Source organism: Moritella sp. 28 (assembly GCF_018219435.1).
Lineage (GTDB): Bacteria > Pseudomonadota > Gammaproteobacteria > Enterobacterales > Moritellaceae > Moritella.
Genome location: NZ_CP056121.1, coordinates 3,824,661 through 3,847,998, shown reverse-complemented (window position 1 = coordinate 3,847,998; position 23,338 = coordinate 3,824,661). Strand labels below are relative to the sequence as shown.

The following is a 23,338-nucleotide window of genomic DNA, read 5'->3' as shown; positions in this document are numbered from 1 at the left end:
TCCCACTTATTTGCAGTAAGTGGGATTCTTACTCTCGCTAAAATAATGTATTTCCCTACACGATATGATGGCATTGCAACCATTGTTACTGATTTTATCAAAATACTTTATTTTGATTTCACCCTCAATCAATTCCAATCAATTCTGTGTCGCCTAAGGTCGCCGCTTTTCTCTGAGTCATCCCAGATACTAGGGATGGACGATTATCTGGTATTTTTACGAGTTACGGAGCATTGGGTTAATCCATATACTATCGCAAGCAAGGCTAAATACGCGTGCTATAGCTGAGGGTATTAATGACGCTCATAGATAGCGATGGCGTAAACTTGCTTTTAATCAGCGATTTAAAAAGTTATTTAACTATTGACTAAACAAAATTGGAATTGTTCATGACAAAAATAAATAAAGCATTATCTCTCACATTAGCAGCTATTGTATCTATGCCAACTCTTGCAGAGAGCGTAAATACCGACGATTTTTCTTTTGGAGGACGTGTTGAAGCTAGGGGCGTGCTTGCAGACAGCGATTTTTCAGATGCATCTCGTGTTCGTTTAAACGGTCAAGGTAAACATCAAATCAATGATGATGTAACGGCGGTTGGTAAATTTGAATTTGAATTAACGCAGGATAACGATACCGCTGATACGACAAACCAAACTAAGACTCGTTATTTATACGTTGGTGCCGAAACAGCTTACGGTACAGTAACATACGGTACTCAAGATAATGCTGTTACCTATCTGACTAATTTCACTGATATGGCTGAATTCTTTAGTGGTTATACAAACGAGAACATTACAGCCAGTGGCGACAGAGCAGAAGATACTATTCTTTATAGCGTGACCAAAGGTGATTTTAAATTTAATGCATCAGCTAACCTTAAAGCTACGGAAAATGGCGGTGGTGTGATGGTTGCTTATCAATTACTTCCAAATATTGAAGTGAGTGCTGGTTATGCGGCCACAGAAGGTTTTGAGAAAAATTCATCTAAGATAGTAGGTATTGATGAGACAGAATCATCAGATGTATACATGCTCGGTGCTCGCTATACTAAAGATGGATTTTTACTTGCTGGCTTAGTACAAGGTGGTAGCTATGGTGGTTCTGACTTCAATGCTGTTGATGCATATGCCGCTTATGCATTTGGTGAAAACAATGTGAATGTTTCATATAACTACTACAGTGTCGATGATACAAACGAGTTAGATATTAACTTCGTTGCATTTGAATATGCCCGCTATATTGGTGACGTAGCAGCATATGCGAGTTATAAAGTTGCACTAAATACGGATACTTCAGCTGGACATGGTAATAATAACAGTGCAGATGAATTTGTTCTGGGTGCTCGTTACTCTTTTTAAGCGTGTGATTAATCATTCGCATTAACAGCTTCTGTCGGTTTCTTAGTCTTTACCGGAGAAGAGAATAATAAATCCTTTATGTAAAATCCCGCTTATTTGCAGTAAGTGGGATTTTTTTGATCGTTTAATATCGGTATTACTGTAACATCCCTCCACAACCGAACCCTATAAAGCTGATATTTGGAAGTAGTACTCAAGATATGATCGAGATTGAATATGCTATTGGTGAAATTAAAACGTCGATGTTTGTCGTAGAGGATTACGTTTTATCGCTTGTGACTAAGCAGTGGATAAAAGCGCGAGATCTTAATGTGGGTGACAGCATAGCCGCCTGCGATGGAGCTACTGCTGAGATCGTCCACATCAATAAAACCGAAAATTTACACTCTTGTCCCGATTTAAAAATCATTCACAATCATAATTATTTTGTGACTAAAGGGCGCCTTTCTACGCATGACAAAATCAATGATAATGCTCCAAGCGATCCACTGGAACAAATTCCGTATCAGTTGGCCAATAAGCCTTCTAACTTCCCTGATGGTACACCAACGGGCGAGCATGCTGGACCTTGGGCTGCAGCCAAATATTTAAGCTGCGATACAAGTGAGGACATTATAGGCTGGGGTCGTGCAAGTGATCATATGTGTGCAGAAGATGCGGCATTCCATGATTTAAGGAATAAACTGGATGATGCTATTGAATTAGACCGTAGTAATGTCAGTATTTCACATGCTTACGTGAGAAAGTATACGAAAAAAGGGCGATTCGTGAATACAATGAGCCCTTGTATTCACTGTCGTGACAACTATGGCAGCGCACTCAATGATGTCACTATGGGAACGAGTAATGTCGTTAAAGAGGGGCGAGGGTATTTGGCTCCTTCTCGGATATCTGACTGTTTGCTTACAAAGCCTTACAGTAATTTCCCTCATACCTCTAGATAATAGCGTCATAAAGCAAATTTAAGCGTGTAATTAATCATTCACGTTAACAGCTTCTGTCGGTTTCTTAGTCTTTACCGGAGAAGAAAGTAATAAATCCTTTATGTAAAATCCCGCTTATTTGCAGTAAGTGGGATTTTTTGACCGTTTAATATCGGTATTACTGTAATCCCCCTGCGAACCACTGGAAAAAATTCCGTATCCGTTGGCTAATAAATCTTCCAGTCACCATAAAAGTCGATTGCTTTCATTTGATGGCAAATAACAGGACTTTAAAGGTTGTTTGTAATTATTTTTCTATATAAGTTGGTTTAATGTATTGCGTTGGTATGTCTTATTTATCTTGAAGTTAACTTATTTTAGTTGGCTTATTCTAGGATATCATGACTGCTCGCTTACAAAACTTTACAGTAATTTCCTCATACCTCTAGATAATGGCGCCACAAAGCAAAGGTATAACTTATCTATTTAGCTTTCAACTTTGCAAGGGTTTATCTTATTTTTCGCAATAAGTTTAAATTAAAGCTACAACTAAATTGGAAACTTACTATGAAAAAAATAACGCTATTGATACTAACCATGATATTAGGATTGCAAGGTTGCAACAGTTCATCTGACGGTTCAAATAAAACAAAAAATCCACCTGTTGTGCCAACTAAGCCAACGACTCCGCCTGTGGTTCATATGATAAAACCAAGTGATGTGGCTAATTATATTGATGACTTTAAGTTAGAGCAGCGACGTCTAGAATTGGTTTTTAATAGTGTTACATCAAAGATAACCTATGTTGAAAAGACTAAAGACTCTATCATATTGAAATATGACCAAGGTCTAGCGGTTTTGGGATATGATTCTGACAAGGACAAACTATTACCTTCACTCACACTACTTGAAGGTGATACGTCGGATTTAGATAACTTTAAAAGTACGCGTACATTAACTAGCTCTGATATTAGTGTAGATGGAGATGATCACCTTACTATATACACTGGTACTGTTCAAGATGGCGAAAGTAAAGGCTTATACTCAATTAGTATACAAATTAACGAGTCAATACTCGAAGCAGGTGATAGCAAACTCGTTATTAACGGAAGCAAGGCGACATTATCGGGGACGTTAGGAACATCAACATACATTCAGATACAAAAGATGATTAAGACCACGAGTGTTGATACATTAATACTAAGCAATATCCCTGGCTCAGTTAATGATGCTATTAATATGCACACTGGACGATTAATTCGAAACGCTTCATTGGCCACTGTTATTCCAAAAGATGGTGATGTAAATTCAGGTGGCGTTGATTTATTTGCCGCAGGTATACTACGTGTTTATCAAGACGGCGGTAAAGTTGGCGTACATTCTTGGTGCTGTACTGCCGATGGTAAAGACGCTGGTCAATTAAGTAAAGATGATAAAGCGCATGGCGCGCAGCTTACTTACTTTAGAGAAATGCTAGGTGCTAAGAAAGGCCCTGAGTTTTACTTTTTTACTATTAAGGCTGCTCCCGCTAAAGAGATACATTTAATGACGTCGCAGGAAATGGCGAAATATAATTTAACTATGCCTTAGTCACGCTTAAGCAATAGAGTGCAACCCTCACGAACAAAACCTGGTTACAAAGTATAACCTTATGATTCAACGTTTATTTTAGCGTAAATGTAACGTGCCACCCATTTTCTATATGAACTGTGGTTATTCTGACCTATGTCAGAATAACCATTTTAGCTATTAACTGAAAAAGAAATAGGATTAGCACTGAGCAAGTCGTCAGTCTTAATGCTAAGTCCGAATACTTGCCTATCGCTGTGTCATATTTCCATTCCTGAATCGCTACTATCGTGTAGAAATGATATGTAATAAATAAGAGAATGATAATTTGCGTAGCGATATGGCTAATTTCTAATATTGTATCGGTATTCATCGTGAAGCCTCAATAATTTAGTTTTAACTAAACCTAGCTAACAATGTCGATTTTTAATGGGATAGTACGCTTTCTTTGATAAAAATGTGACTGGATAGGTTCATGATTTTTTGAGATGTGAGCTTTGTGCTAGATACAATATCTCCTTAGGATGTTTGGTGGTAACTACATGCCTTGAATAAACAAAAAACCAACAGCTCTCACTGTTGGTTTTTTATTTAAACATTAATCACGCAGGGCTATTCCTCTGCATGTGACACTTATAAAAATGTGCTCATTACTGCTGCAATCAGTCCGTAGATAATCATTGGAGTCACCGTACGTTTAATGATGTAACCTTCTTTGTTCGAAATACCTAAAATAGTCGATACTGCAATGATGTTGTTAATACAGACCATGTTACCCATAGCGCCACCAACAGATTGCAGTGCCAGTATAGTTGTTTCAGGTAAGCCAACTGTGGTTGCGATTGTTTGCTGAATACCACCAAATGTTAGATTAGATACCGTTGCTGAGCCCGAGAAGAATGCACCCAATGCGCCAAGGTAAGCAGAAGCAAACTGCCAGTTAGTACCCATCAAATCAGAGAACGCCATACCAATGATTAGGATAGGTGAGTTCTCACCGCCAGCCATCATCAGTTTCACCATTATCAATGCACCAATCAAGGTAATGAATGGCATTTTGATACTGCGACCTGTTTCGCTAAATACTTGCTTAACCATGCTGCCTTTAAGCTTAAACAGTGGGATAGAAATCAATACCACTAATAAGAAAGGAACAAGTGCTGGCACATAAAGCGCTTTGTATGCCCAAGCCACGTTAGTTCCTAAAATGTTACTTAGCTTGAAGATTAACGCTTGGCTGATACTAAAGTCACCAAAGTAACCTAACGATACTGATAATGCTTCAGTTGCATCCGTCAGCATTGATTTAATACCAAGCTGCTTAATACGCGTCACAATTAAGATAATAATTAATAGTAGTGTTGGTGTCATGGCTTTGAATATCTCGCCACGGCTCATTGTCGCTAATGTTACCTTGTTGTCACTCTCATTCGCGGCTATTTTACCAAGCCCGATGTTTAACTTCGCTAAACCAACAGAGATAGTCAGACCAATTGCGCCACCCACTAATGCAGGGAATTCATAATTCCATTGTGCGAACAAGAAGTACGGAATAGTACACGACAGGGTACTTAATAGAATGAAGATGTAATTACGACGAATCTCAGTCCAAGACGTGACAAAGCGTAATGCTAATACCGGGATAGCAAAGGCAGCAAAGAAGTGGATAATTGCTGTTTGTTGACCAATTTCTAATAACTGGTTATCGGTTAAGCCTAAGCCTGAGAAACCAAACCAGGTCGGTGTACCAACCGCACCAAATGATACAGGTACCGAGTTCATCACTAGCGCTAACATTGCTACTTGTAATGGTGGGAAACCCAAACCAACTAAGATCGGCGCTGCAATGGCCGCTGGCGTACCAAATCCTGATGCACCTTCAATCATAAAGGCAAACGCCCAACCAATGATCATTAACTGAGCAACTTTATTACGGCTAATGCCTTCTAACCAGCGACTGATCGTATTTTCAGCCCCTGATAGACACATCATGCGGTTCATCAAAATTGCCCCGGCAATAATCGATATTGGGGTAATGGCTGACAAGCTACCAGCGATTACATTTGCCCAGATTAATGTCAGGTCTGTTTGGAAATAAAAGATTTGCAGTGCTGCCACAAAGAACGCCGTTAACGGCAGTGCAATGTACGAGGGTACACCATTATTTTTGGTCATCATCCATATTAGGACTATAATTGGCATCATTGCCAAAATTAGGGATGTCATTGCTACCCACTCCATCTGTGCTCAGGCTATACGTCTATCTATCTTACTTATTATGATAGTTATGCATGAGTCTATTTATTATATTATTTGAATGTATTGTTGATAAAGTACAAGTAAGTAAATGCCTGTGCTTTCCTAAATACCCGTATCGTGTGGGGAATGGATTGTAAGAGCTTAAGCTTCAAACTCCACCCCTCTTTTTAGGTATGTAATTAGGGCTATGGGTAACAAATGTGATATAAATAACAGTGTGTAAAATAATGTAAAGTGTCAATTGTCTTAAAATCAACGGCTTATACTTAGTGGGCTGAGTCGCGGTAAATGATTATAGCGGTATTAGAAACAGTGATTGTCATAATTCACGGTAATAAAAAGACATGTCACTATCGATAAAGTAACCGGTTTACGTGTTTCTTGTGATGTGATAATTTTTTATGGTGAAAATTAACTACAAAAAGTAGGGTTTATAGCTTTGCTCCCATAGTTCCGTTATTTTATTACATGTAAGAATCCTTATTGCCTCTCGCGTGGCAGTCCGTTGCTGCTGACTAATTACACTAAATTGAAAAATGGCTTATTACCGTTAATGTCGAACTTCATTGTTTCCATATGTGATCTAATAATACCTATCATAATTCCTACATTAAAATATAACCGATTGTTTTAAATTAATTTATTTATTCTTACAAAAAATTAAGATCACGCAAATACCGATATTAAGATATTTATTGGCATTAATCACGTTCGTTTTTTGCTGTGCTTGCTTATATCATGCTCCAAAAAATAAGCTCGGTGAGCAAGGTGAGATGATGAAAGTTAATTTTTTTGTAACCTGTCTATGTGATGTCGTTAAGTCAAACGTCGCTAAAAAAACAGTGCTATTACTGGAACAGTTAGGCTGCGAAGTATTGTTTCCTAAAGATCAAGGCTGCTGCGGTCAACCGTCATTAAATAGCGGGTATATCGAATCAAGCAAGCCAGCGATGAAATCATTAATTCGTGCCTTTGAAGGTAACGAGTATCCAATCGTAACACCTGCAGGTTCATGTGCGGCAGCGGTAAAGAAATACCCTGAATATTTAGCGGATGAGCCTGAATGGGCGGCGCGTGCACAAGCTGTATCAGATCGTTTGTTCGAACTGACGCAGTTCATTGTGAATGAACTTAAAGTCGAAAATGTTGGCGCGAAACTACCTGGTCGTGGTGTTTATCATCCGTCTTGCAGTCTTATTCGTAAGTTAGGTGTGCGTGAGGAACCGCTTAAATTACTGGGTAATGTCGAAGGTCTAGAGCTTGTTGCTATTAAAAACCAAGAAACCTGTTGTGGTTTTGGCGGTACCTTCTCAATCAAAATGTCAGAGATTTCTGGTGAAATGGTGAAAGAGAAAGCGACAAACGTAACTGCTGTAACACCTGATTATTTAATTGGTGCTGACGTCAGTTGCTTAATGAACATCGCCGGACGTTTATCACGTGAAGGTAAAACAGTCAAAGTGCTACATATTGTTGATGTGCTAATGAGCAACATTGTTGATAGCCTTACCGTGGAGGTTAACTAACATGTCGATGAAAACCAGTGATGTGATCTTTAAACAGCGTATTAAAGAACAAATGCAAGATGGCTTTATGCGTAAATCGGTGGCTAATGCCCAAGAACGTATGTTTACCAATCGCCAATTAGCGGCAGACAAACTCGGTAACTGGGATGAGTGGCGTGAAAATGGCATGGCGATCCGTAACCATGTATTAGACAACCTTGATTATTACTTACATCAGTTAAGTGAAAACGTGCAAAAGACCGGTGGTCATGTATTTTTTGCCGAAACCTCGCAGCAAGCAACTGACTACATTGAAAATATCATCAAAGAAAAAAACGCGAAGAAAGTTGTTAAATCTAAATCGATGGTGACAGAAGAGATTGGCTTGAACGAAGTCATTCAACGTAATAATTGTGAAGTGATTGAAACAGATTTAGGTGAATACATTTTACAAGTGGATGATTGCGATCCACCGTCACATATTGTTGTGCCTGCGTTACATAAAAACCGCGAACAGATCCGTGATGTATTCGAAGACAAGATAGGCTATAAAGGCAGTTCTGATCCTGAAGAAATGACACGTTTTGTACGTGAACATATCCGTCATGACTTTATCGAAGCCGATATCGGTATTACCGGTTGTAACTTTGCGGTTGCGGAATCGGGTTCAATCAGTTTAGTGACCAATGAAGGTAACGCACGATTAGCGACGTCATTACCAAAAACGCACATTGCGGTAATGGGCATGGAGCGTATTGTCCCGACATTTGAAGAACTCGATATTATGGTGAGCTTGTTATGTCGTAGTGCGGTTGGTCTGCCATTAACCGGTTATGTGACGGCGATTACTGGTCCAAGAGAATCGAATGATATGGATGGTGCTGAAGAGTTCCATTTAGTGATCTTAGATAATGGGCGTTCAGATATTTTAGCGTCAGAGTTTAAAGACATCTTACGTTGTATCCGTTGCGCAGCCTGTGTTAATACATGCCCTGCTTATCGTCATATTGGTGGTCAGTCTTACGGTTCTATCTATTCGGGTCCAATCGGTGCGGTACTATCACCATTACTGGGCGGCTATGAGGATTTCCAAGACTTACCGTATGCGTGTTCGTTATGCCAAGGTTGTAATGATGTGTGTCCGGTTAAGATCCCGTTGTCTGATTTAATCTTAAAACATCGTGAAAAGATGGTGATTAAGAAGATCACACCATTGGCAGAACGATTAACGGTATCTGCATTTAACTACCTGAACTCAAGTCCAAAGTTGTGGAATATGAGCATGAAGATTGGTGGCAAAGTTGCCCCTAAAGTGATCAAGGACGGTAAGTTACCGATTAATGTTGGCGCGATAGCTGACTGGACGGAAGCCCGTGATTTACCACAACCCGATGGTGAGTCATTCCGTAGCTGGTTTGCTAACCGTGATACCGCTGCTGTTACAGGTATAGTTAAAGCAAAAGTTAAAGCTAATAAGAGTGAGAAATAATCATGCAAGGTAAGATACATAACCGCGATACTTTTCTAGGCTCACTGGCTAAAAAACTGGGTCGTGAACTGAATACTCAAGGTGTAGAACGTCCACCATTACCACATCGTCCTCATCATGATGTGATGGCGGGTTTTAGCCAGCAACAACTTGCAGATGTATTTTTAGAATACACCAAGAACAACTTAGGTTCGTTAGGGCTGAGCTGTAACAAAGATGAATTACATGAAACGCTCACTAGCATCTGTACTGGTTTTAGTGCAGGTAAAATTGTGGTATCCGGTGATCGTCGCTTAAGCGAATTACAAGTGACGAATAATCTTAAGCTGCAATTTGATGATGTTTATACTTGGGATACAGACCAAGCGCATGACATTAATATCAAGCAAGCGGAGCAGGCGAAAGTGGGTATCGTATTCGCTGAACAGGCTTTGGCAGAGTCGGGAACTATGGTATTACACAGTGCTGCGTCCCATGGTCGTTCGGTTAGTTTGTTACCAGAAACATCGGTGTTTTTGATACCACAAAGCCAAATTGTGCCGCGCATGACCCAAGCGACTAAGCGTTTACATGATAAGGCGCAGGCAGGGGAACGTTTACCGTCTTGTGTTAACTTTATCTCGGGTCCAAGTTCGACAGCCGATATTGAGTTGATTAAAGTTATTGGTGTGCATGGTCCTATTCATGCTGCGTATGTCGTGATTGCAGATATGTAGTCTAAGTGAAGTTAATGAGGTTGGGTCTATTCAACCTCATTGTATCTATCTACTATCGTTGCATCTATTGAACCTCGTTACATTCATTGACTATCGTCTAATGCTACGATTTAAGTGTATAATTACAGGTTAATCCCCCCAAAAAATTAGCTGAGAATGGCATGCCGCAAATTGATGATTTAGTGTTATTTACCCAAGTAATAGAACAAGGTTCGTTTAGCAAAGTTGCCGAAGCGAACAAGGTCACTAAGTCTGTGGTGAGTAAACGTATCAGTCGATTAGAGGAAGACCTTGGCGTACAGCTAATCTTCCGTACCACGCGTAAACTGACATTAACCGAAGCTGGCGAGATGTTATTTTATCGCGCTAAAGGTATTGCCCAAACCGCGAAGAATGCTTTTGATACCGTGACGAGTTATAGCGAAACCTTAGCGGGTCATATAAAAATGTCAGTGCCCACTATCTCGGGCGAATTATTATTAGCGAGAGCCGTGGCTGAATTTTGTGAAAAACATCCTGGACTCACTGTCGATATGTCGATGAACAATGACTTTGTCGATCTAGTCGCTGATGGCTATGATTTGGTGATCCGTACTGGCCATTTAGAAGACTCAAGCCTGATCGCGCGTCATATCTTTAATTCGCGTTGGATGATCTGCGCCAGCCCTGAATATTTAGCGCAACAAGGTGAGCCCCAATTCCCAGAGCAGTTGGCACCATATAATTGCTTAGGCTATACTTGCCAAACTAGCGGTGCATTTAATTGGTTATTTACTCGTGATGACGCCACGTATAAAGTTAAAGTATCGGGTAATTTTAGTTCTAACAATGCCGTTGCACTTAAGCAAGCGGCGCTGGCAGGGAAGGGTTTGGCTTATCTACCAAAATGTTTGGTCTATAACGAACTTGATAGTGGCAAGTTGGTGGAAGTTTTGTCACAGCAAACAGCGAAGGTAATTGGTATTTATGCAGTGTATCCTTATACCCGTAAACCGGCGAAAAAAGTACAGCTGCTCATTGAGCATATTCGTACTTGTTATCTAGAAATGAAAGAAAACTTTTAAAGTGTTGGTATCGATCCATAATTTATAACGGGTGATCTACATTATAGATCGATGACCTAATCAAAATGGAATAATAGCGTGTGTAATCGCTATACTAAATTTTCCATATTGTTTTTTCTTTGTCTTCTTAGCATGCCCATACTTAGAATCCCCAATCCTAAGAATGCAACCGTTGTTGGTGCTGGTACATTGATGATTTCCTCTACTTTAATATCAACAAAAGCATTGGTAAATGAAGTCGCGGTTAGGCCACCTGCTCTAAGTTGATTTAAATCCCATGCTGCCCCACCAGTATCAAGTGCTAAATTAACGTAATCAGCGATTGAAGAACCTGTACCAGTCGTTGCAGTTGCTCCAGTACAAGTAATAAATCCTCCACTACCATCCGCTTCATAGCCTAGGGTGTTAGTCATACCAAGTGCTGTGTTACCGTTGCCACATTCGAAATTGACATTAATAACAGCGTTAAGTAATGCATTTGCGTTCGCTAGACTCGCTGCTGCATTTGCTACACCGAATGACCCATCACTGTCTTCGTCGGTTACTAATATTATGTTCTTGACTGCACCGCCTGTGAACGTATAACTAGTGAGGGCATAGTCGATTGCTTGGAGACCATCTTCATGAGCACCTGTGAGAACTAACCCGCCCGTTGCTGTATCGAATTGAGCAGCTGAGCCTAATTGACCCCCACCGACGGTATGTTGATGCCCAGCTATAGCGTGACCTCCGCTACCCGATGCACCATAACCTGTTAAGCCATAGCTAGCGCTGAACGGATCACCAGCGGTAGCAGCGAGTAACGCTGCATCTAAACTTGTTATCATCGTTCCTAACCAGGCGTGCTCGGTACTCATTGAACCGGATTCATCTACAACTGCGACAACGTTAGTATTAATTGGTGTTGCCTTTACTGGTGCTATCATCACTGCCATTGTAGATAATACCGCTGTTGATAATATGCTTTTAAATACTTTATTGTGTTTCATGACGCTTGTCCTTGATACCATTTTCATAAAGTTGAAAGTGAATTGAAGACTACTCATACTTAGCATTTAGGAGCGAGCATACCCTATGCCACATTAATTTTTATCTTTCAAATCAGTTGGATAACTTTTGGTTGTAAATCTTTTTTTAATATGTTGTAAAATTTTTCGACAGTCTTTTCGAGGGCTTAATGCTCTAGGTGGTTTATATTTATAAAATGGGTTGGGATTGTTTACGCACTAGCTCGGTTGCAGTCTAGTGAGTCAAATAAACCCTAAAGTAATATTTCCTCTTATTCATTTATGTTTACTAATCAGACTACGTGATTTACGTCACATTAGATGCTATACTCCGCCAACTTAAAATTCAGTAATTTATATTTAGTCCACTTTTTGGACAGGAGCGTTCCCTATCATTAGCACAGCAAATATTACAATGCAGTTCGGTGCCAAGCCACTTTTCGAAAATATCTCAGTTAAGTTCGGTGGCGGTAATCGTTACGGTTTAATCGGTGCTAACGGTTGTGGTAAATCAACATTCATGAAAATCCTAGGTGGCGATTTAGATCAAAGCTCTGGTAACGTGAAGCTTGATGAGAACGAACGCCTAGGTAAATTACGTCAGGATCAATTCGCATTCGAAAACAACACCGTTCTTGATACCGTGATCATGGGTCACGCAGAAATGTGGGCTGTGAAAGAAGAGCGTGACGCAATTTATGCTAACCCAGATATGTCTGAAGCAGACGGTATGCGTGTTGGCGATCTAGAAAGTGAATTTGCAGAGATGGATGGCTACACAGCTGAATCTCGTGCAGGTGAACTACTAATCGGTGTTGGTATCCCAGTAGAACAGCATTACGGCCTAATGAGCGAAGTTGCTCCAGGTTGGAAACTTCGTGTACTACTAGCACAAGCACTATTCTCTGATCCAGATATCTTATTACTTGACGAACCAACGAATAACTTGGATATCGCAACGATTGACTGGTTAGAAGAAACACTAAACGCACGTCAAAGTACAATGGTAATCATTTCGCATGATCGTCATTTCTTAAACAGTGTTTGTACTCACATGGCTGACCTTGATTTCGGTGAACTACGTGTTTACCCTGGTAACTATGATGATTACATGTTTGCTTCTGCGCTAGCACGTGAACAGCTGCTAACAAGTAACTCGAAAAAAGAAGCACAAATGGCAGAGCTTAAAGCATTCGTTGCTCGTTTCTCTGCAAACGCATCAAAAGCAAAACAAGCATCATCACGTGCTAAACGTCTTGATAAAATTGAGCTTGATGAAGTTAAAGTTTCTAGCCGTCAAACACCATTTATTCGTTTTGAGCAAGAAAAACAGCTTTACCGTAATGCACTAGAAGTTCAAGGTCTAACAAAAGGTTTTGAAGAAGGTCCATTATTCTCGAACTTCAAGGGTATGGTTGAAGTTGGCGAACGTATCGCGATTATCGGTACCAATGGTGTTGGTAAAACAACATTAATGCGTACATTAGTAAGCGAATTAACACCAGATGCTGGTGAAGTTAAATGGTCTGAAAACGTAAACATCGCTTATTACGCGCAGGATCACGAAGCATTATTCGAAGAAGATCTAACGCTTATGGAATGGATGAATCAGTGGAAAGAAAAAGGCGATGACGATCAAACTGTTCGTGGTTTCCTAGGTCGTTTACTGTTCTCTAATGATGACATTAGCAAGAAAGTAAGTGTACTATCTGGTGGTGAAAAAGGCCGTATGCTTTACGGTAAACTAATGATGCAACGTCCAAACGTATTATTAATGGATGAACCAACTAACCACATGGATATGGAATCAATCGAAGCATTGAACATGTCTCTTGAGAAATATGAAGGTACTTTACTATTCATCTCTCATGACCGTGAGTTCGTATCTACAGTTGCGACACGTATCTGGGATATCACGCCAAACGGCATCGTTGACTTCGACGGTACTTACGAAGAATATATCGCAAGCAAATAATAATTTGGTAAATTGAACTAGTTTAGTAAACAAATAATTGAGTGAATTATAAAAAGGTTATCGCTGTAAAGTGATGACCTTTTTTTGTATCTGCCAGACCCATTCTAAATAATACTAATTGCAAAATTAACGTATAACGCTTATCAACCGTTCGTCATTAAACGGGGAGTCCTCGGCCAAGTTACTGAAAGTGTTAGCTATGTCGAATGCAGCTGCTGATTTAATTTATGGAATTAGAGATATAATTTCAATTTTCAATGTTAATGTATTGATCGAAAGTGAAACAATAAATCAACATTTGAATTAGTTTATTCAATTCAATTCAATTCAATAAGGTAAAGAATATGATTAAAAGGATTTTAACATTATTTCTAGCTACCAATATGGCATTATTTTGTGCAAATGCCTGGGCAGAAAGCGATATATATTTAACTAATAATACGCTTCAAACAGTAACGTTAAGTATCAAACAAAGTGGCCATCATTTAAATGAAGGTGAGCATTGGAGACAACTCGCATACTCAGTGCCTCCGTTAGCAACCGTTCGCTATTTAAATTTGAATCGTAATCAGGGCATTGTATCGGGTGATGACTATTACTTTGATACAACTGTTACGGCCGAAGATGGTAGCAGTACCACTCTTAAACAAAAATTAATTGGTACTTGGACTTTTAGTAATATTTGGCACGGTGCTAATAATTCCTCTTGGTATGATGATCGGGGTATTTATTCTGTTAACCAAGATTTTATAGGTGAAAATACAACTATCGCTTTTAAGGCAGAGTATGCATCCCCCACTGGGGATGATTTTTATTATATCATTCATCCTAAACAACCAAGTGCATCGCGTGGTTTAAACAATAATCTTAATGTATTGGCTTACAATGTGTGGGCGTTAATACCAGGTTTTGCATCTCATAGCGTACCTGAACGTTTAAATCAGCTTAAACATAAAATAAACGGTTATGATGTCATTATATTTTCTGAATTATTTGACAATAGTAACCGAAAAATATTTTTAGACGGATTAAGGGCTGAGTATCCTTATCAGACTCAAGTCGTTGATAAACCAGGCTTCGAAGATGGTGGTGTATTAATTGTGAGCCGTTGGCCAATTGAAAAAGAAGTGCAAATGACTTTCGATGAATGTGATAAAGAAGATTGTTTGGCTGCAAAAGGGGTTATGTATGCCAAAATTAATAAGGGAGGAAATCCTTACCATGTTTTTGGTAGCCACACTCAGGCATGGGCAAACCAAGACAATCAAGAAACACGTGTTAAGCAATTTACTCAAATGCGTGAATTTATTGATAATCAATATATTAGTGGGGCAGAGCCAGTCATTATTGGGGGCGATCTTAATGTTGATAAGAATAAGTATCCGCATGAATATGACAAGATGTTAAGTATTCTTGGTGCGGAAGAGGTGCTAAGAAACGGTGGCTATGAGTATACCTATGGCGGTACTGTCAATAACTGGGCGAGCGGTGGAAACGAAAATCTAGATTACGTCTTATATTCAAATTCACATTTGGCTCCAGTGTCGTCGTCGTCTAAAGTACTCGTTCCGCGTAGTCTCCATGCGGATGTATTTACAAAGTATGATCTTTCTGATCATTTTGCTATCACAGGTAATTTAACATTCGATACGCCTGAAGGTGATAAAGACACCGCTGATTAGTCCTGCACATTCATGTAATCGATTACTTACTTTTGATAAAAGGCCATCACGTTAAAGAGATGGCCTTCTTTCTTAAACAGTTTTTACTAACGCTTGGTTCAGACGTGTACTTTACTGGCACAAAGCGGCTCAGTATTAAAGATAAACAAGCAATAGCGGCACCTGCGTAAAATACTAATGACGGATCATATAACCAGATCATGCCAAAAATCACCGGGATAACTACGGCAGCAATATGATTAATAGAGAAACTTACGCCCATGCTCCCTGCAATGTCTTTCGGATCAGCGATCTTCTGGAAATAGGTCTTTAATGCAATAGCGACTGCAAAGAACAGGTGATCAATAATATACAGCACGGCGGCAAACTCTGCTGACTCTACTAAGGCGTAACCAATAAACACAAAGATAAGTCCGGTATATTCGAATGTTAATGCGCGACGCTCACCTACACGTCCAATCCATGCGCCGATTTTAGGCCCTAAATATAGATTAATAACATGGTTAAGCATGAATAGCGCGGTGATCTCTGGAACACCGTAACCGAATTTTTCAACCATTAAGAAACCAGCGAAGACGACAAATATTTGTCGGCGAGCACCCGCTAAAAACGTCAGCAAGTAATACAAACTGTAGCGCTTACGCAAAATGAGTTTCTTGTGTTGTACATGCGTGTTTTGGGTTTTAGGCTTATGTGTTGCTAACCATGCAGTGATCGCTAACCCGAGTAATCCAAATGTCACATATACGGTAATATAGTCAGCCTTAAACACACTGAACGCCAACCAGATAGCCGCAAAGGTAAAGAGGGCTGCAAATGATTTCACCGCGAGTAGTCTACCCAATTGCGCAGGTGCTTCGGTTTTACTAAACCATTGCAGACTTAATGATTGGTTGATGGTTTCGTAATAATGGAAGCCCACAGACATAAGTACGGTTGTGGCATATAAGCCATAAACTGAGGGGAAAAATCCCGTTATCGCCACACCAATCGAGAGTAAGGATAAGGCTATAATAGCAAAAACTTGTTCCTTTAATATCAGTAATACAAACGCTGCCGTGAAAGCAAGTAACCCTGGGATCTCGCGTATAGATTGTAAGGTACCGATTTCGGCTCCAGTAAACGCGGCATTCTCTATAGCAAAGTTATTCAGCAGTGCGTTCCACGCCGAAAAGGTCATCGACATGACAATACCAGCAAGGGCGAGAAAGACGAAAGGGCTGTCTTTAGAGAGTGATTTAGGTAATGGCTTCATGATGATTTACTGCTAATTGGCTGAGAGACTGTTAGATTAGCATTGTTATTGTGAAAATAAAAAGACCATCATGTTGAAATTATGGTCTTTTTTAGTGTGATTTTAATTTTCCTTTTTATCTTTCTTTTTAGAACATGTGATGATCAAAAGAATCATATTAGCTCCTTAATAAAAGTGGCTTTCCAGCCACTTTTAATTGAATTACCAGTCAAGGCTGTAGGCAAGACCAAAGACACGTCCAATACCTTTTGCATATTGTGCATCACGGTTTCTGAACTGTGATTCGGCAGTGTAATAATCGTGGTTAAATAAATTTGCCACAGAGAAAGTGACTTGACCTACTGGCATCTGATAACGGCTAACAAAATCAACAACGGTGAAAGATTCTACCTTGCCTTCGGCGTATTGACGTTTAACTTTATCGCTCGGGTCGACATCGGCTGCTGCATTGTTATCTGCAAATTTATCTCGATTTCCTGAATAAAGTACATCTAATTGGTTATACCAATTTTCGCTCGTTTGATTTGATATAAATGCGGTGATTTTAGTGGGAGGAATACGTTCGCCAGTTAGGTAATCGTCATAATCCCCATTGTCTTTAGAGTCTGACTTTCCTTCTTGCCAGCTAAATGTACCGCCAGTGTTCCAGTCATTACTGATGTTGTAATTCAAGGCTAGCTCTATACCATAGATTTTTTCTGGTTCACGTTTAGGGCTGAAATTAGTATCGTTGGCATCACCTACAAAACGTAGGCCTAAATCAGAAGTGTTATAAAATACGGCAATATTCGCATCAATATTTTGCCATTGGCTTTTGCTACCAATTTCATAGTTTTTCACTCGTATTGGTTCAGGGTTTAGTAACGCGACGCTACCTGCACCACCATCACGTAAAATCCTGCCAACATCAGGTAAAGAGAAACCTTCCGAATAAGAAACGTAAACAGAGTGAGTATCGCTAATAAGATAGGTTAAGCCAGCATTATAAGTGGTTGCAGAATAGCTTAAATCACCACCAGTGACTGTATCGCCTTTATTTTTTCCAAAATTCACTTGGAAGGTATCAATATCTAAATCAAAAAGATCATAACGCGCCCCAAAACGTAAGATCCAGTTATCTGTTAGTTGTAAACGTACATTCGCAAAAGGGGAGATAGTTTGTTGTTCGAGATTAGGCGACCAAAGTCGGCCGTCTGTCATATATTGGCCTGCTTTTTCCTGTGCTAAATCAGAGCCCCAAAAAACAGAACCATTAACGAAGCTTTCAAATTCAGTATTTACAGTAAGGCGTAGGCCTAATTTGTCTGAATCGGTTACAGACTGCGCTTTGTTTTTAGTATTGTATTTATTTGTTGCCTTGCTGCCTTGCGCGTACGCCTGCAAGGTTAACTGGCTGCCCATTAGATCATCGTGGTGATATTTACTGTTAACCGACCAATTTTCATTCTCTTGTCCGATCGCATTTTTCTCTGGCCCATCGCCCTGTGTCGCTTTGTCTTTACCGTACTGGCCATTAACCGTGTGATAATTATTTTCTTGTGCTAAGCGTGAGGTGATTACTGATAACTCTACACTTTGATTGTCATCTAGATAATGGACTATTTTCCCGTATAGGTCGTAGTCTTCAGAATCACTGACCCCACCTTGACCATGCGGACTGACTGGGATTGCATCACCTTCTGCATCATAAAATAATCCAGTGCTGGCATACTTTGCTGAAGCAATATAGCTGGTGTCTTCGCTCGCAGCACTAATCTGTTGGAAAATGTCAGCGGATGCGCTTTTACTAAAGTTTTCACTTTGTGCATGTGTTGACACTTTAGTTGTGAAGGCAAGTGCCTCTGATGAGGCTCTACGGGTAATAATATTGATAACACCACCTGCTGCACCTTGGCCGTAAATTCCTGTCGGCCCACGTAATATTTCCACTCGTTCTACCATATCAGGAGAAATATTGACTAAATCTCGTGATGAGCCTCTTAATGAACCTGATTGCGGTACGCCATCAATTAACACTTGTATCTTACGACCACGAATCGTTTGGCTATAATTAGACATACTTTGTGAGCTAGTTGCCATACCGGGGACAGTTTTAGCTAAGATTTCTCCTAAGCTAGTGGCGTTGGATGACAGGCTTTCTATTTGTTCTCGATCAACAATAGTGACTGAATTGGGCAGGGTTAAATTTTGTTCTGGATTGCGGGTGGCCGTAATTACCGTATATCCAAGATTATCTTCTTGTTGGGTAATCGACGTCTCTGCTAAAACTTGTTGACTCATTAACAAAGAAATTACAATGATGTTTAATTTAAAAGGGGTATTTGTTACTAACATTATGTCTCCATACATTTTGTTATACAAGTAGATAATCATTATCTATACACGCTATTACTGTCTTTATTCATCGGGATAATATAACTAAATTTGAGGCATTATAAATACATACGACTCAAATGCAAATCATTATCATTACCATGTGTTGTTTTGTCGAGAGAAAATGGTTATATAAATCACTTAGAGTGAACATTTTGTTTTTTATTACCAATTCTCAACACTTCTTAAGTGTGCTCAATTTTTGATACAGATATTATCCGTTGAATATCATTAAGAAAACCCAGAACTAGACACCGACTTTATAAACAGAAAACGTAAATTTTCTTTCTTTATCAAGTATCTTTCTTGATCATATGTATATGTTTTAATTATCTAATAGTGGTAAATGAAAATTATTTTTATTTGCGTTTACTACTTGGTGGTTATGTAGTAAATTTGCAACGTTTAATTTAAAGGCGCTAGGATAATGAATGTAAGATATGGAAATATGTCGAAGCTAAGTTATTAGCTTGACACTTTAGGTGCGCCATCCAACTTATTGCTTACTTATAGTAATTAATTTAAATAGTTATGCATTCAAATAAAGGGCGATAACGTTAATTAATGAGACGGCTTATTTTGCTGATTTTTTTAGTTTTACCTAATGTAGGTAAGGCTTTTGTGGTTTCAGACCTGAGCGGCAGACAGGTCATATTCGAGCAACTACCAAAGAATATAATTCTTTCTGAAGGGCGTATGATGTACTTGGTGATGGCGCTGCAGCCTCAGAATCCAGGACATAATATTCGCGCTATGGCTGATGATCTGGCTAAAGCCGATCGAGGCACTTGGCAAAAACTCACTGAGTTGTATCCATCATTCCTTAATAAGCCAACTGTGGGGAGATCTAACACTGGTCAATTTGACGTTGAGCAAGCCTTTAGCTTAAATGCAGACTTAGTCATATTTAGTCTTAATTATCGGGAAAGTTTACAGCAATCGGAAACATTAAACCGTCTTGATGCTTTGTCTATACCCTATTTATTTATTGATTATCGCCATGATTTAAGTAGTAACCTTTTACCGAGTATGAATATTCTCGGGAAGGTTTTAGGGCGCCAAGCGCAGGCACAAAAGTTCTCTAGTTTTGTGCAAAAGCAATTGGATATTGTCGAACAAAGGTTAGCGGAAAATAAATATAAGCAACCCCTAGTATTACTTGAACGTGCAGCTGGAATTAATGGTCCGGCTTGTTGCCGCATTTTTGGTCAAGCCAATTTTGGTGCATTTGCCGAGATGGCTGGCGGAAAAAATTGGGGAAGTAGCAAAACCTCGGGTGTTTCCGTGGATTTAAACCCGGAAACCCTGCTGGTAGAAGATTTTGATATCATTATCGCCACAGCAGGTGACTGGACCCATAAAAAACAGAGTATTTCTCCGCCACTGGGTTATTCGGCGCAGCAAGCACTGGTCGACTCAGGTATGCAAGCCTTAGTACAGCGAACTGGTTGGTCACAAATGCCAGTGGTAAAAAATAAACAGGTATATGTAATATGGCATCAATTTTATAATCACCCGGGTTATTTTGTCGCTATTCAGATGATGGCTAAGTGGATGCACCCGAGCTTGTTTACCGATTTGAATCCACAGCAAGTTTGGCAAGAATATCATAAGCAGTTTATGCCATTTCAATCTTCAGGCATTTTTTGGAGTCAATTACCGTGAGCAGTTCTCAGCTTGTTATCACTCAGCAGCATTTTTTCTATCGTCGCCAGCGTTTAATTAAGTCATTTATTTTATTGGCATTAAGTGTTTTATTAGTATTTAGTTTTATTTGGGATTTAAGCTCAGGGCCAAGCAGTTATGGCTTGCTTGAGGTCGGTGCCTGTTTAGTGGACTGCCCAGATCCTAAATTAGATTTAATTCTGTGGCAAATACGCATGCCCATCGCCCTGATTGCTATGTTGGTGGGGGCCATGCTGGCTTGTGCTGGTGCGCAGATGCAAACTATTTTAAATAATCCGTTGGCAGATCCCTTTACCCTCGGGATCTCTGCTGCTGCCGCCTTTGGCGCTGCTTTAACTTTTGTTTTGGATTGGGCTGTGTTGCCTGTTGCTGGCATATACATCGTATCGGTTAATGCGTTTCTATTTGCCATGCTCAGTGCTTTGGTGTTGTTTGCCATCAGTAAGATGCGTGGCGTGGGTTATCAAACCTTGGTATTAGCCGGAATTGCCTTGATGTTTAGCTTTAATTCCTTGTTAGCTTTTTTACAATACATCGCCAGTGAAGATGCCTTACAACAATTGGTCTTTTGGACCTTAGGGTCTCTTGCACGGGCCAGTTTTGAAAAAGTAATGATTTGTCTTGTGGTATTACTCAGTATGTTGACCTTTTTTTTCTGCTACCGAGACCAATTAACTGCGTTACGTTTTGGTGATGAACAAGCCAGGAGTATGGGGGTTAATGTGGATAGGTTACGTTTATTTTCCTTGTTGGCTTGTGCGTTATTAGCCTCGGTTGCCGTGGCATTTGTTGGCACCATAGGTTTTGTTGGTTTAGTGGCCCCTCATATAGCACGTTTATTACTCGGTGAAGACCAACGTTTTTTCCTACCTGGCAGTATTTTAGTTGGGGCGAGTCTATTATCGCTAGCTAGTGTCCTTAGTAAATTAGTAATTAGTGGTGCTTTGTTACCCATAGGTATCACCACATCCTTGATTGGTATTCCTTGTTTCTTCATTTTAATTTTTACAATAAGGCAGAAATAAAAATGGCTTTATCAATGTCAAATATCAACCTTAGTTACGGTAAAAAGAAGGTCTTAAATAACCTTAATATAGCAAGTGTTAACCGAGGCGTATTAACGGCATTAATTGGCGCGAATGGTACGGGGAAATCGAGCTTGTTTCGTTTGATTGCAGGTATTACCAAAAACCGTAGTGGAAAAATAATGCTAGAAGGTCAGGACCTCGATCGAATACCTAGCAAACAGCGTAGTTTAGCGGTTTGTTATGTGCCTCAGCTAACGGATTACCATATTCGCTTGACGGTTTTTGAAGGCTTAATGCTTGCCCTTAATCTAGCATCTGAATCAATAAATCAACAATCGAAAGAGAAAAAAGTCAGTGATATTATGCAGCTTCTTAATATCAGTGATTTAGCGAATCAATTTTTAGCGGATTTAAGTGGTGGTCAAAAACAACTCGTGGGCATTGGTCAGGGCTTGATCCGTAATCCCGATGTATTGCTTTTAGATGAACCTACCAGCGCCTTAGATTTATCGCGGCAGCTGCAGGTAATGATGTTATTAGCTGACTATATAAAACAGCATAATATGCTGTGCATTATAGCCATTCATGACTTAAATTTGGCTAGTCGTTTTTGTCCGCAAATGATAGCGTTGCACCAAGGGGCTTGTTTTGCTCAAGGGCCTACACCAACTACTTTAAATTCTCAGTTAGCTGAGGACATGTTTAATATTAGGTTAAACAAGGTTGCTTCGAACTCAGGCTACGATTTACTCGATGCGCAGTATATCGCTTAGTATTACTTTCATCCTAATTTTAGATCTTTAGTTATTCGTGTGCGTTATTGTGTGGGATGTATTGGCAAGGGTACTTACGGAGACGAATTAAGCTGTGCATTAAGATAAAACACCAGACCTCGCAAGTGTACTTGTGTATCTGGTGCTTATCTCAATATTGATATCCGCTTATTAGATTTATTTAGGGCGCGGATTATCGTGTAGGTGTATGGCGTTCGATTTCTTCTTATTTTTCGTGAACAGCTTTTGTTATTGCTTTAATCTTTTTGCTAATTTCACGGCGCTCTTTAGATAGTTCAGCACCGGTAATGATGTGGTCATCTACACGGTCTTCATAATCTGACTTCATGTTCGCAATGATTTCAACAATCTCTGCTTGAGTCATTTCTGGTGTAAGATAATCAAGTAGATTATCAAGTAGATCGACACGTTTTTGGTTATCACGGATCTTTTTCGCGTTATCGAGGATCTCACGTTTTAGCTTGTTTTTACGACGAGCACTTTTTACTGCATCAAAAGCATTATTCATTTGTACACCCATATTGTATGAAGAGTTATGTAAATTGATGAAAAGCTATTAAAATAAATCCTCTTTAATTTAACAGGATAATGTCCTAAAAGCTCTGTGTTTTTGACCTAATTAGAGTCAACTTTCAAATTTTTGCACTAAATC

17 protein-coding genes are annotated in these 23,338 nt (G+C 39.6%); 12 read left to right on the top strand and 5 right to left on the bottom strand.

What is annotated here, in order from left to right; translation table 11 throughout:
• Positions 1-389: 389 nt before the first annotated feature.
• The 3 genes from HWV02_RS16945 (at position 390) to HWV02_RS16935 (ending at position 3,874) form a co-directional block, all read left to right on the top strand.
• Complete coding sequence (locus HWV02_RS16945; protein ID WP_211688862.1) at positions 390-1,361, top strand: porin; 972 nt, start codon at positions 390-392, stop codon at positions 1,359-1,361.
• A gap of 200 nt (positions 1,362-1,561) precedes the next feature.
• Complete coding sequence (locus tag HWV02_RS16940) at positions 1,562-2,305, top strand: hypothetical protein (RefSeq protein ID WP_211676912.1); 744 nt, start codon at positions 1,562-1,564, stop codon at positions 2,303-2,305.
• Positions 2,306-2,851: 546 nt separating this feature from the next.
• Entirely contained in the window at positions 2,852-3,874 is a 1,023-nt protein-coding gene (locus HWV02_RS16935; RefSeq protein ID WP_211676911.1) for a hypothetical protein, read from the top strand.
• A 612-nt stretch (positions 3,875-4,486) separates the two neighbouring features.
• Here the strand turns inward: HWV02_RS16935 and HWV02_RS16930 are convergent.
• The gene (locus HWV02_RS16930; RefSeq protein WP_211676910.1) at positions 4,487-6,079 is read right to left on the bottom strand and encodes an L-lactate permease; all 1,593 of its coding nucleotides are present in this window, start codon (positions 6,077-6,079) and stop codon (positions 4,487-4,489) included.
• Positions 6,080-6,885: 806 nt separating this feature from the next.
• On the opposite strand from HWV02_RS16930, the gene HWV02_RS16925 reads away from it, so the two are divergent.
• The 4 genes from HWV02_RS16925 to HWV02_RS16910 all read left to right on the top strand — a co-directional run bounded on the left by HWV02_RS16925 (position 6,886) and on the right by HWV02_RS16910 (position 10,886).
• Entirely contained in the window at positions 6,886-7,638 is a 753-nt protein-coding gene (locus HWV02_RS16925) for a (Fe-S)-binding protein (protein ID WP_255550498.1), read from the top strand.
• Position 7,639: 1 nt separating this feature from the next.
• Positions 7,640-9,106, top strand: coding sequence for a LutB/LldF family L-lactate oxidation iron-sulfur protein (locus tag HWV02_RS16920; protein ID WP_211688860.1), 1,467 nt, complete (start codon positions 7,640-7,642; stop codon positions 9,104-9,106).
• 2 nt (positions 9,107-9,108) lie between these two features.
• The gene (locus HWV02_RS16915) at positions 9,109-9,822 is read left to right on the top strand and encodes a lactate utilization protein C (RefSeq protein WP_211688857.1); all 714 of its coding nucleotides are present in this window, start codon (positions 9,109-9,111) and stop codon (positions 9,820-9,822) included.
• Between the two features lie 161 nt (positions 9,823-9,983).
• Positions 9,984-10,886 (top strand): LysR family transcriptional regulator, encoded by a 903-nt coding sequence (locus HWV02_RS16910; RefSeq protein WP_211676907.1) that lies wholly within the window; start codon positions 9,984-9,986, stop codon positions 10,884-10,886.
• A gap of 89 nt (positions 10,887-10,975) precedes the next feature.
• On the opposite strand, the gene HWV02_RS16905 is transcribed toward HWV02_RS16910, so the two are convergent.
• On the bottom strand, positions 10,976-11,875 hold the full coding sequence (locus HWV02_RS16905) for a PEP-CTERM sorting domain-containing protein (protein WP_211688856.1): 900 nt from the start codon (positions 11,873-11,875) through the stop codon (positions 10,976-10,978).
• Between the two features lie 409 nt (positions 11,876-12,284).
• Between HWV02_RS16905 and HWV02_RS16900 the strand changes: the two genes are divergently transcribed.
• Positions 12,285-13,868, top strand: a complete 1,584-nt coding sequence (locus HWV02_RS16900) for an ABC-F family ATPase (RefSeq protein WP_211680279.1) — start codon at positions 12,285-12,287, stop codon at positions 13,866-13,868.
• A 344-nt stretch (positions 13,869-14,212) separates the two neighbouring features.
• Positions 14,213-15,550 (top strand): sphingomyelin phosphodiesterase, encoded by a 1,338-nt coding sequence (locus HWV02_RS16895; RefSeq protein ID WP_211688854.1) that lies wholly within the window; start codon positions 14,213-14,215, stop codon positions 15,548-15,550.
• A gap of 46 nt (positions 15,551-15,596) precedes the next feature.
• Here the strand turns inward: HWV02_RS16895 and HWV02_RS16890 are convergent, their stop codons facing one another.
• Positions 15,597-16,805: an MFS transporter gene (locus HWV02_RS16890; RefSeq protein ID WP_211688851.1), complete on the bottom strand. Its 1,209-nt coding sequence runs from the start codon at positions 16,803-16,805 to the stop codon at positions 15,597-15,599.
• 201 nt (positions 16,806-17,006) lie between these two features.
• Positions 17,007-19,139: a TonB-dependent receptor gene (locus HWV02_RS16885; RefSeq protein WP_211688849.1), complete on the bottom strand. Its 2,133-nt coding sequence runs from the start codon at positions 19,137-19,139 to the stop codon at positions 17,007-17,009.
• 603 nt (positions 19,140-19,742) lie between these two features.
• Here HWV02_RS16885 and HWV02_RS16880 point away from each other — a divergent pair.
• From HWV02_RS16880 to HWV02_RS16870, 3 genes are read left to right on the top strand one after another with little or no spacing between them, the layout of a single operon-like run.
• Positions 19,743-20,843 (top strand): ABC transporter substrate-binding protein, encoded by a 1,101-nt coding sequence (locus tag HWV02_RS16880; RefSeq protein WP_211688847.1) that lies wholly within the window; start codon positions 19,743-19,745, stop codon positions 20,841-20,843.
• Positions 20,840-21,889, top strand: a complete 1,050-nt coding sequence (locus tag HWV02_RS16875) for an iron ABC transporter permease (RefSeq protein WP_211688845.1) — start codon at positions 20,840-20,842, stop codon at positions 21,887-21,889. Before HWV02_RS16880 ends, HWV02_RS16875 begins: the two co-directional genes overlap by 4 nt.
• A gap of 14 nt (positions 21,890-21,903) precedes the next feature.
• Positions 21,904-22,665, top strand: coding sequence for an ABC transporter ATP-binding protein (locus tag HWV02_RS16870; RefSeq protein ID WP_211688843.1), 762 nt, complete (start codon positions 21,904-21,906; stop codon positions 22,663-22,665).
• Between the two features lie 226 nt (positions 22,666-22,891).
• Here the strand turns inward: HWV02_RS16870 and HWV02_RS16865 are convergent, their stop codons facing one another.
• Complete coding sequence (locus HWV02_RS16865) at positions 22,892-23,194, bottom strand: DUF496 family protein (RefSeq protein ID WP_211676898.1); 303 nt, start codon at positions 23,192-23,194, stop codon at positions 22,892-22,894.
• Between the last annotated feature and the right edge of the window lie 144 nt (positions 23,195-23,338).

Excerpts from the sequence above, each read along its gene's own strand:
- HWV02_RS16945 (WP_211688862.1), top strand. The coding sequence starts at position 390 with ATGACAAAAATAAATAAAGCATTATCTCTCACATTAGCAGCTATTGTA.
- HWV02_RS16940 (WP_211676912.1), top strand. The coding sequence starts at position 1,562 with ATGATCGAGATTGAATATGCTATTGGTGAAATTAAAACGTCGATGTTT.
- HWV02_RS16935 (WP_211676911.1), top strand. The coding sequence starts at position 2,852 with ATGAAAAAAATAACGCTATTGATACTAACCATGATATTAGGATTGCAA.
- HWV02_RS16930 (WP_211676910.1), bottom strand. The coding sequence starts at position 6,079 with ATGACATCCCTAATTTTGGCAATGATGCCAATTATAGTCCTAATATGG.
- HWV02_RS16925 (WP_255550498.1), top strand. The coding sequence starts at position 6,886 with ATGATGAAAGTTAATTTTTTTGTAACCTGTCTATGTGATGTCGTTAAG.
- HWV02_RS16920 (WP_211688860.1), top strand. The coding sequence starts at position 7,640 with ATGTCGATGAAAACCAGTGATGTGATCTTTAAACAGCGTATTAAAGAA.
- HWV02_RS16915 (WP_211688857.1), top strand. The coding sequence starts at position 9,109 with ATGCAAGGTAAGATACATAACCGCGATACTTTTCTAGGCTCACTGGCT.
- HWV02_RS16910 (WP_211676907.1), top strand. The coding sequence starts at position 9,984 with ATGCCGCAAATTGATGATTTAGTGTTATTTACCCAAGTAATAGAACAA.
- HWV02_RS16905 (WP_211688856.1), bottom strand. The coding sequence starts at position 11,875 with ATGAAACACAATAAAGTATTTAAAAGCATATTATCAACAGCGGTATTA.
- HWV02_RS16895 (WP_211688854.1), top strand. The coding sequence starts at position 14,213 with ATGATTAAAAGGATTTTAACATTATTTCTAGCTACCAATATGGCATTA.
- HWV02_RS16890 (WP_211688851.1), bottom strand. The coding sequence starts at position 16,805 with ATGAAGCCATTACCTAAATCACTCTCTAAAGACAGCCCTTTCGTCTTT.
- HWV02_RS16885 (WP_211688849.1), bottom strand. The coding sequence starts at position 19,139 with ATGTTAGTAACAAATACCCCTTTTAAATTAAACATCATTGTAATTTCT.
- HWV02_RS16880 (WP_211688847.1), top strand. The coding sequence starts at position 19,743 with ATGAGACGGCTTATTTTGCTGATTTTTTTAGTTTTACCTAATGTAGGT.
- HWV02_RS16870 (WP_211688843.1), top strand. The coding sequence starts at position 21,904 with ATGTCAAATATCAACCTTAGTTACGGTAAAAAGAAGGTCTTAAATAAC.
- HWV02_RS16865 (WP_211676898.1), bottom strand. The coding sequence starts at position 23,194 with ATGAATAATGCTTTTGATGCAGTAAAAAGTGCTCGTCGTAAAAACAAG.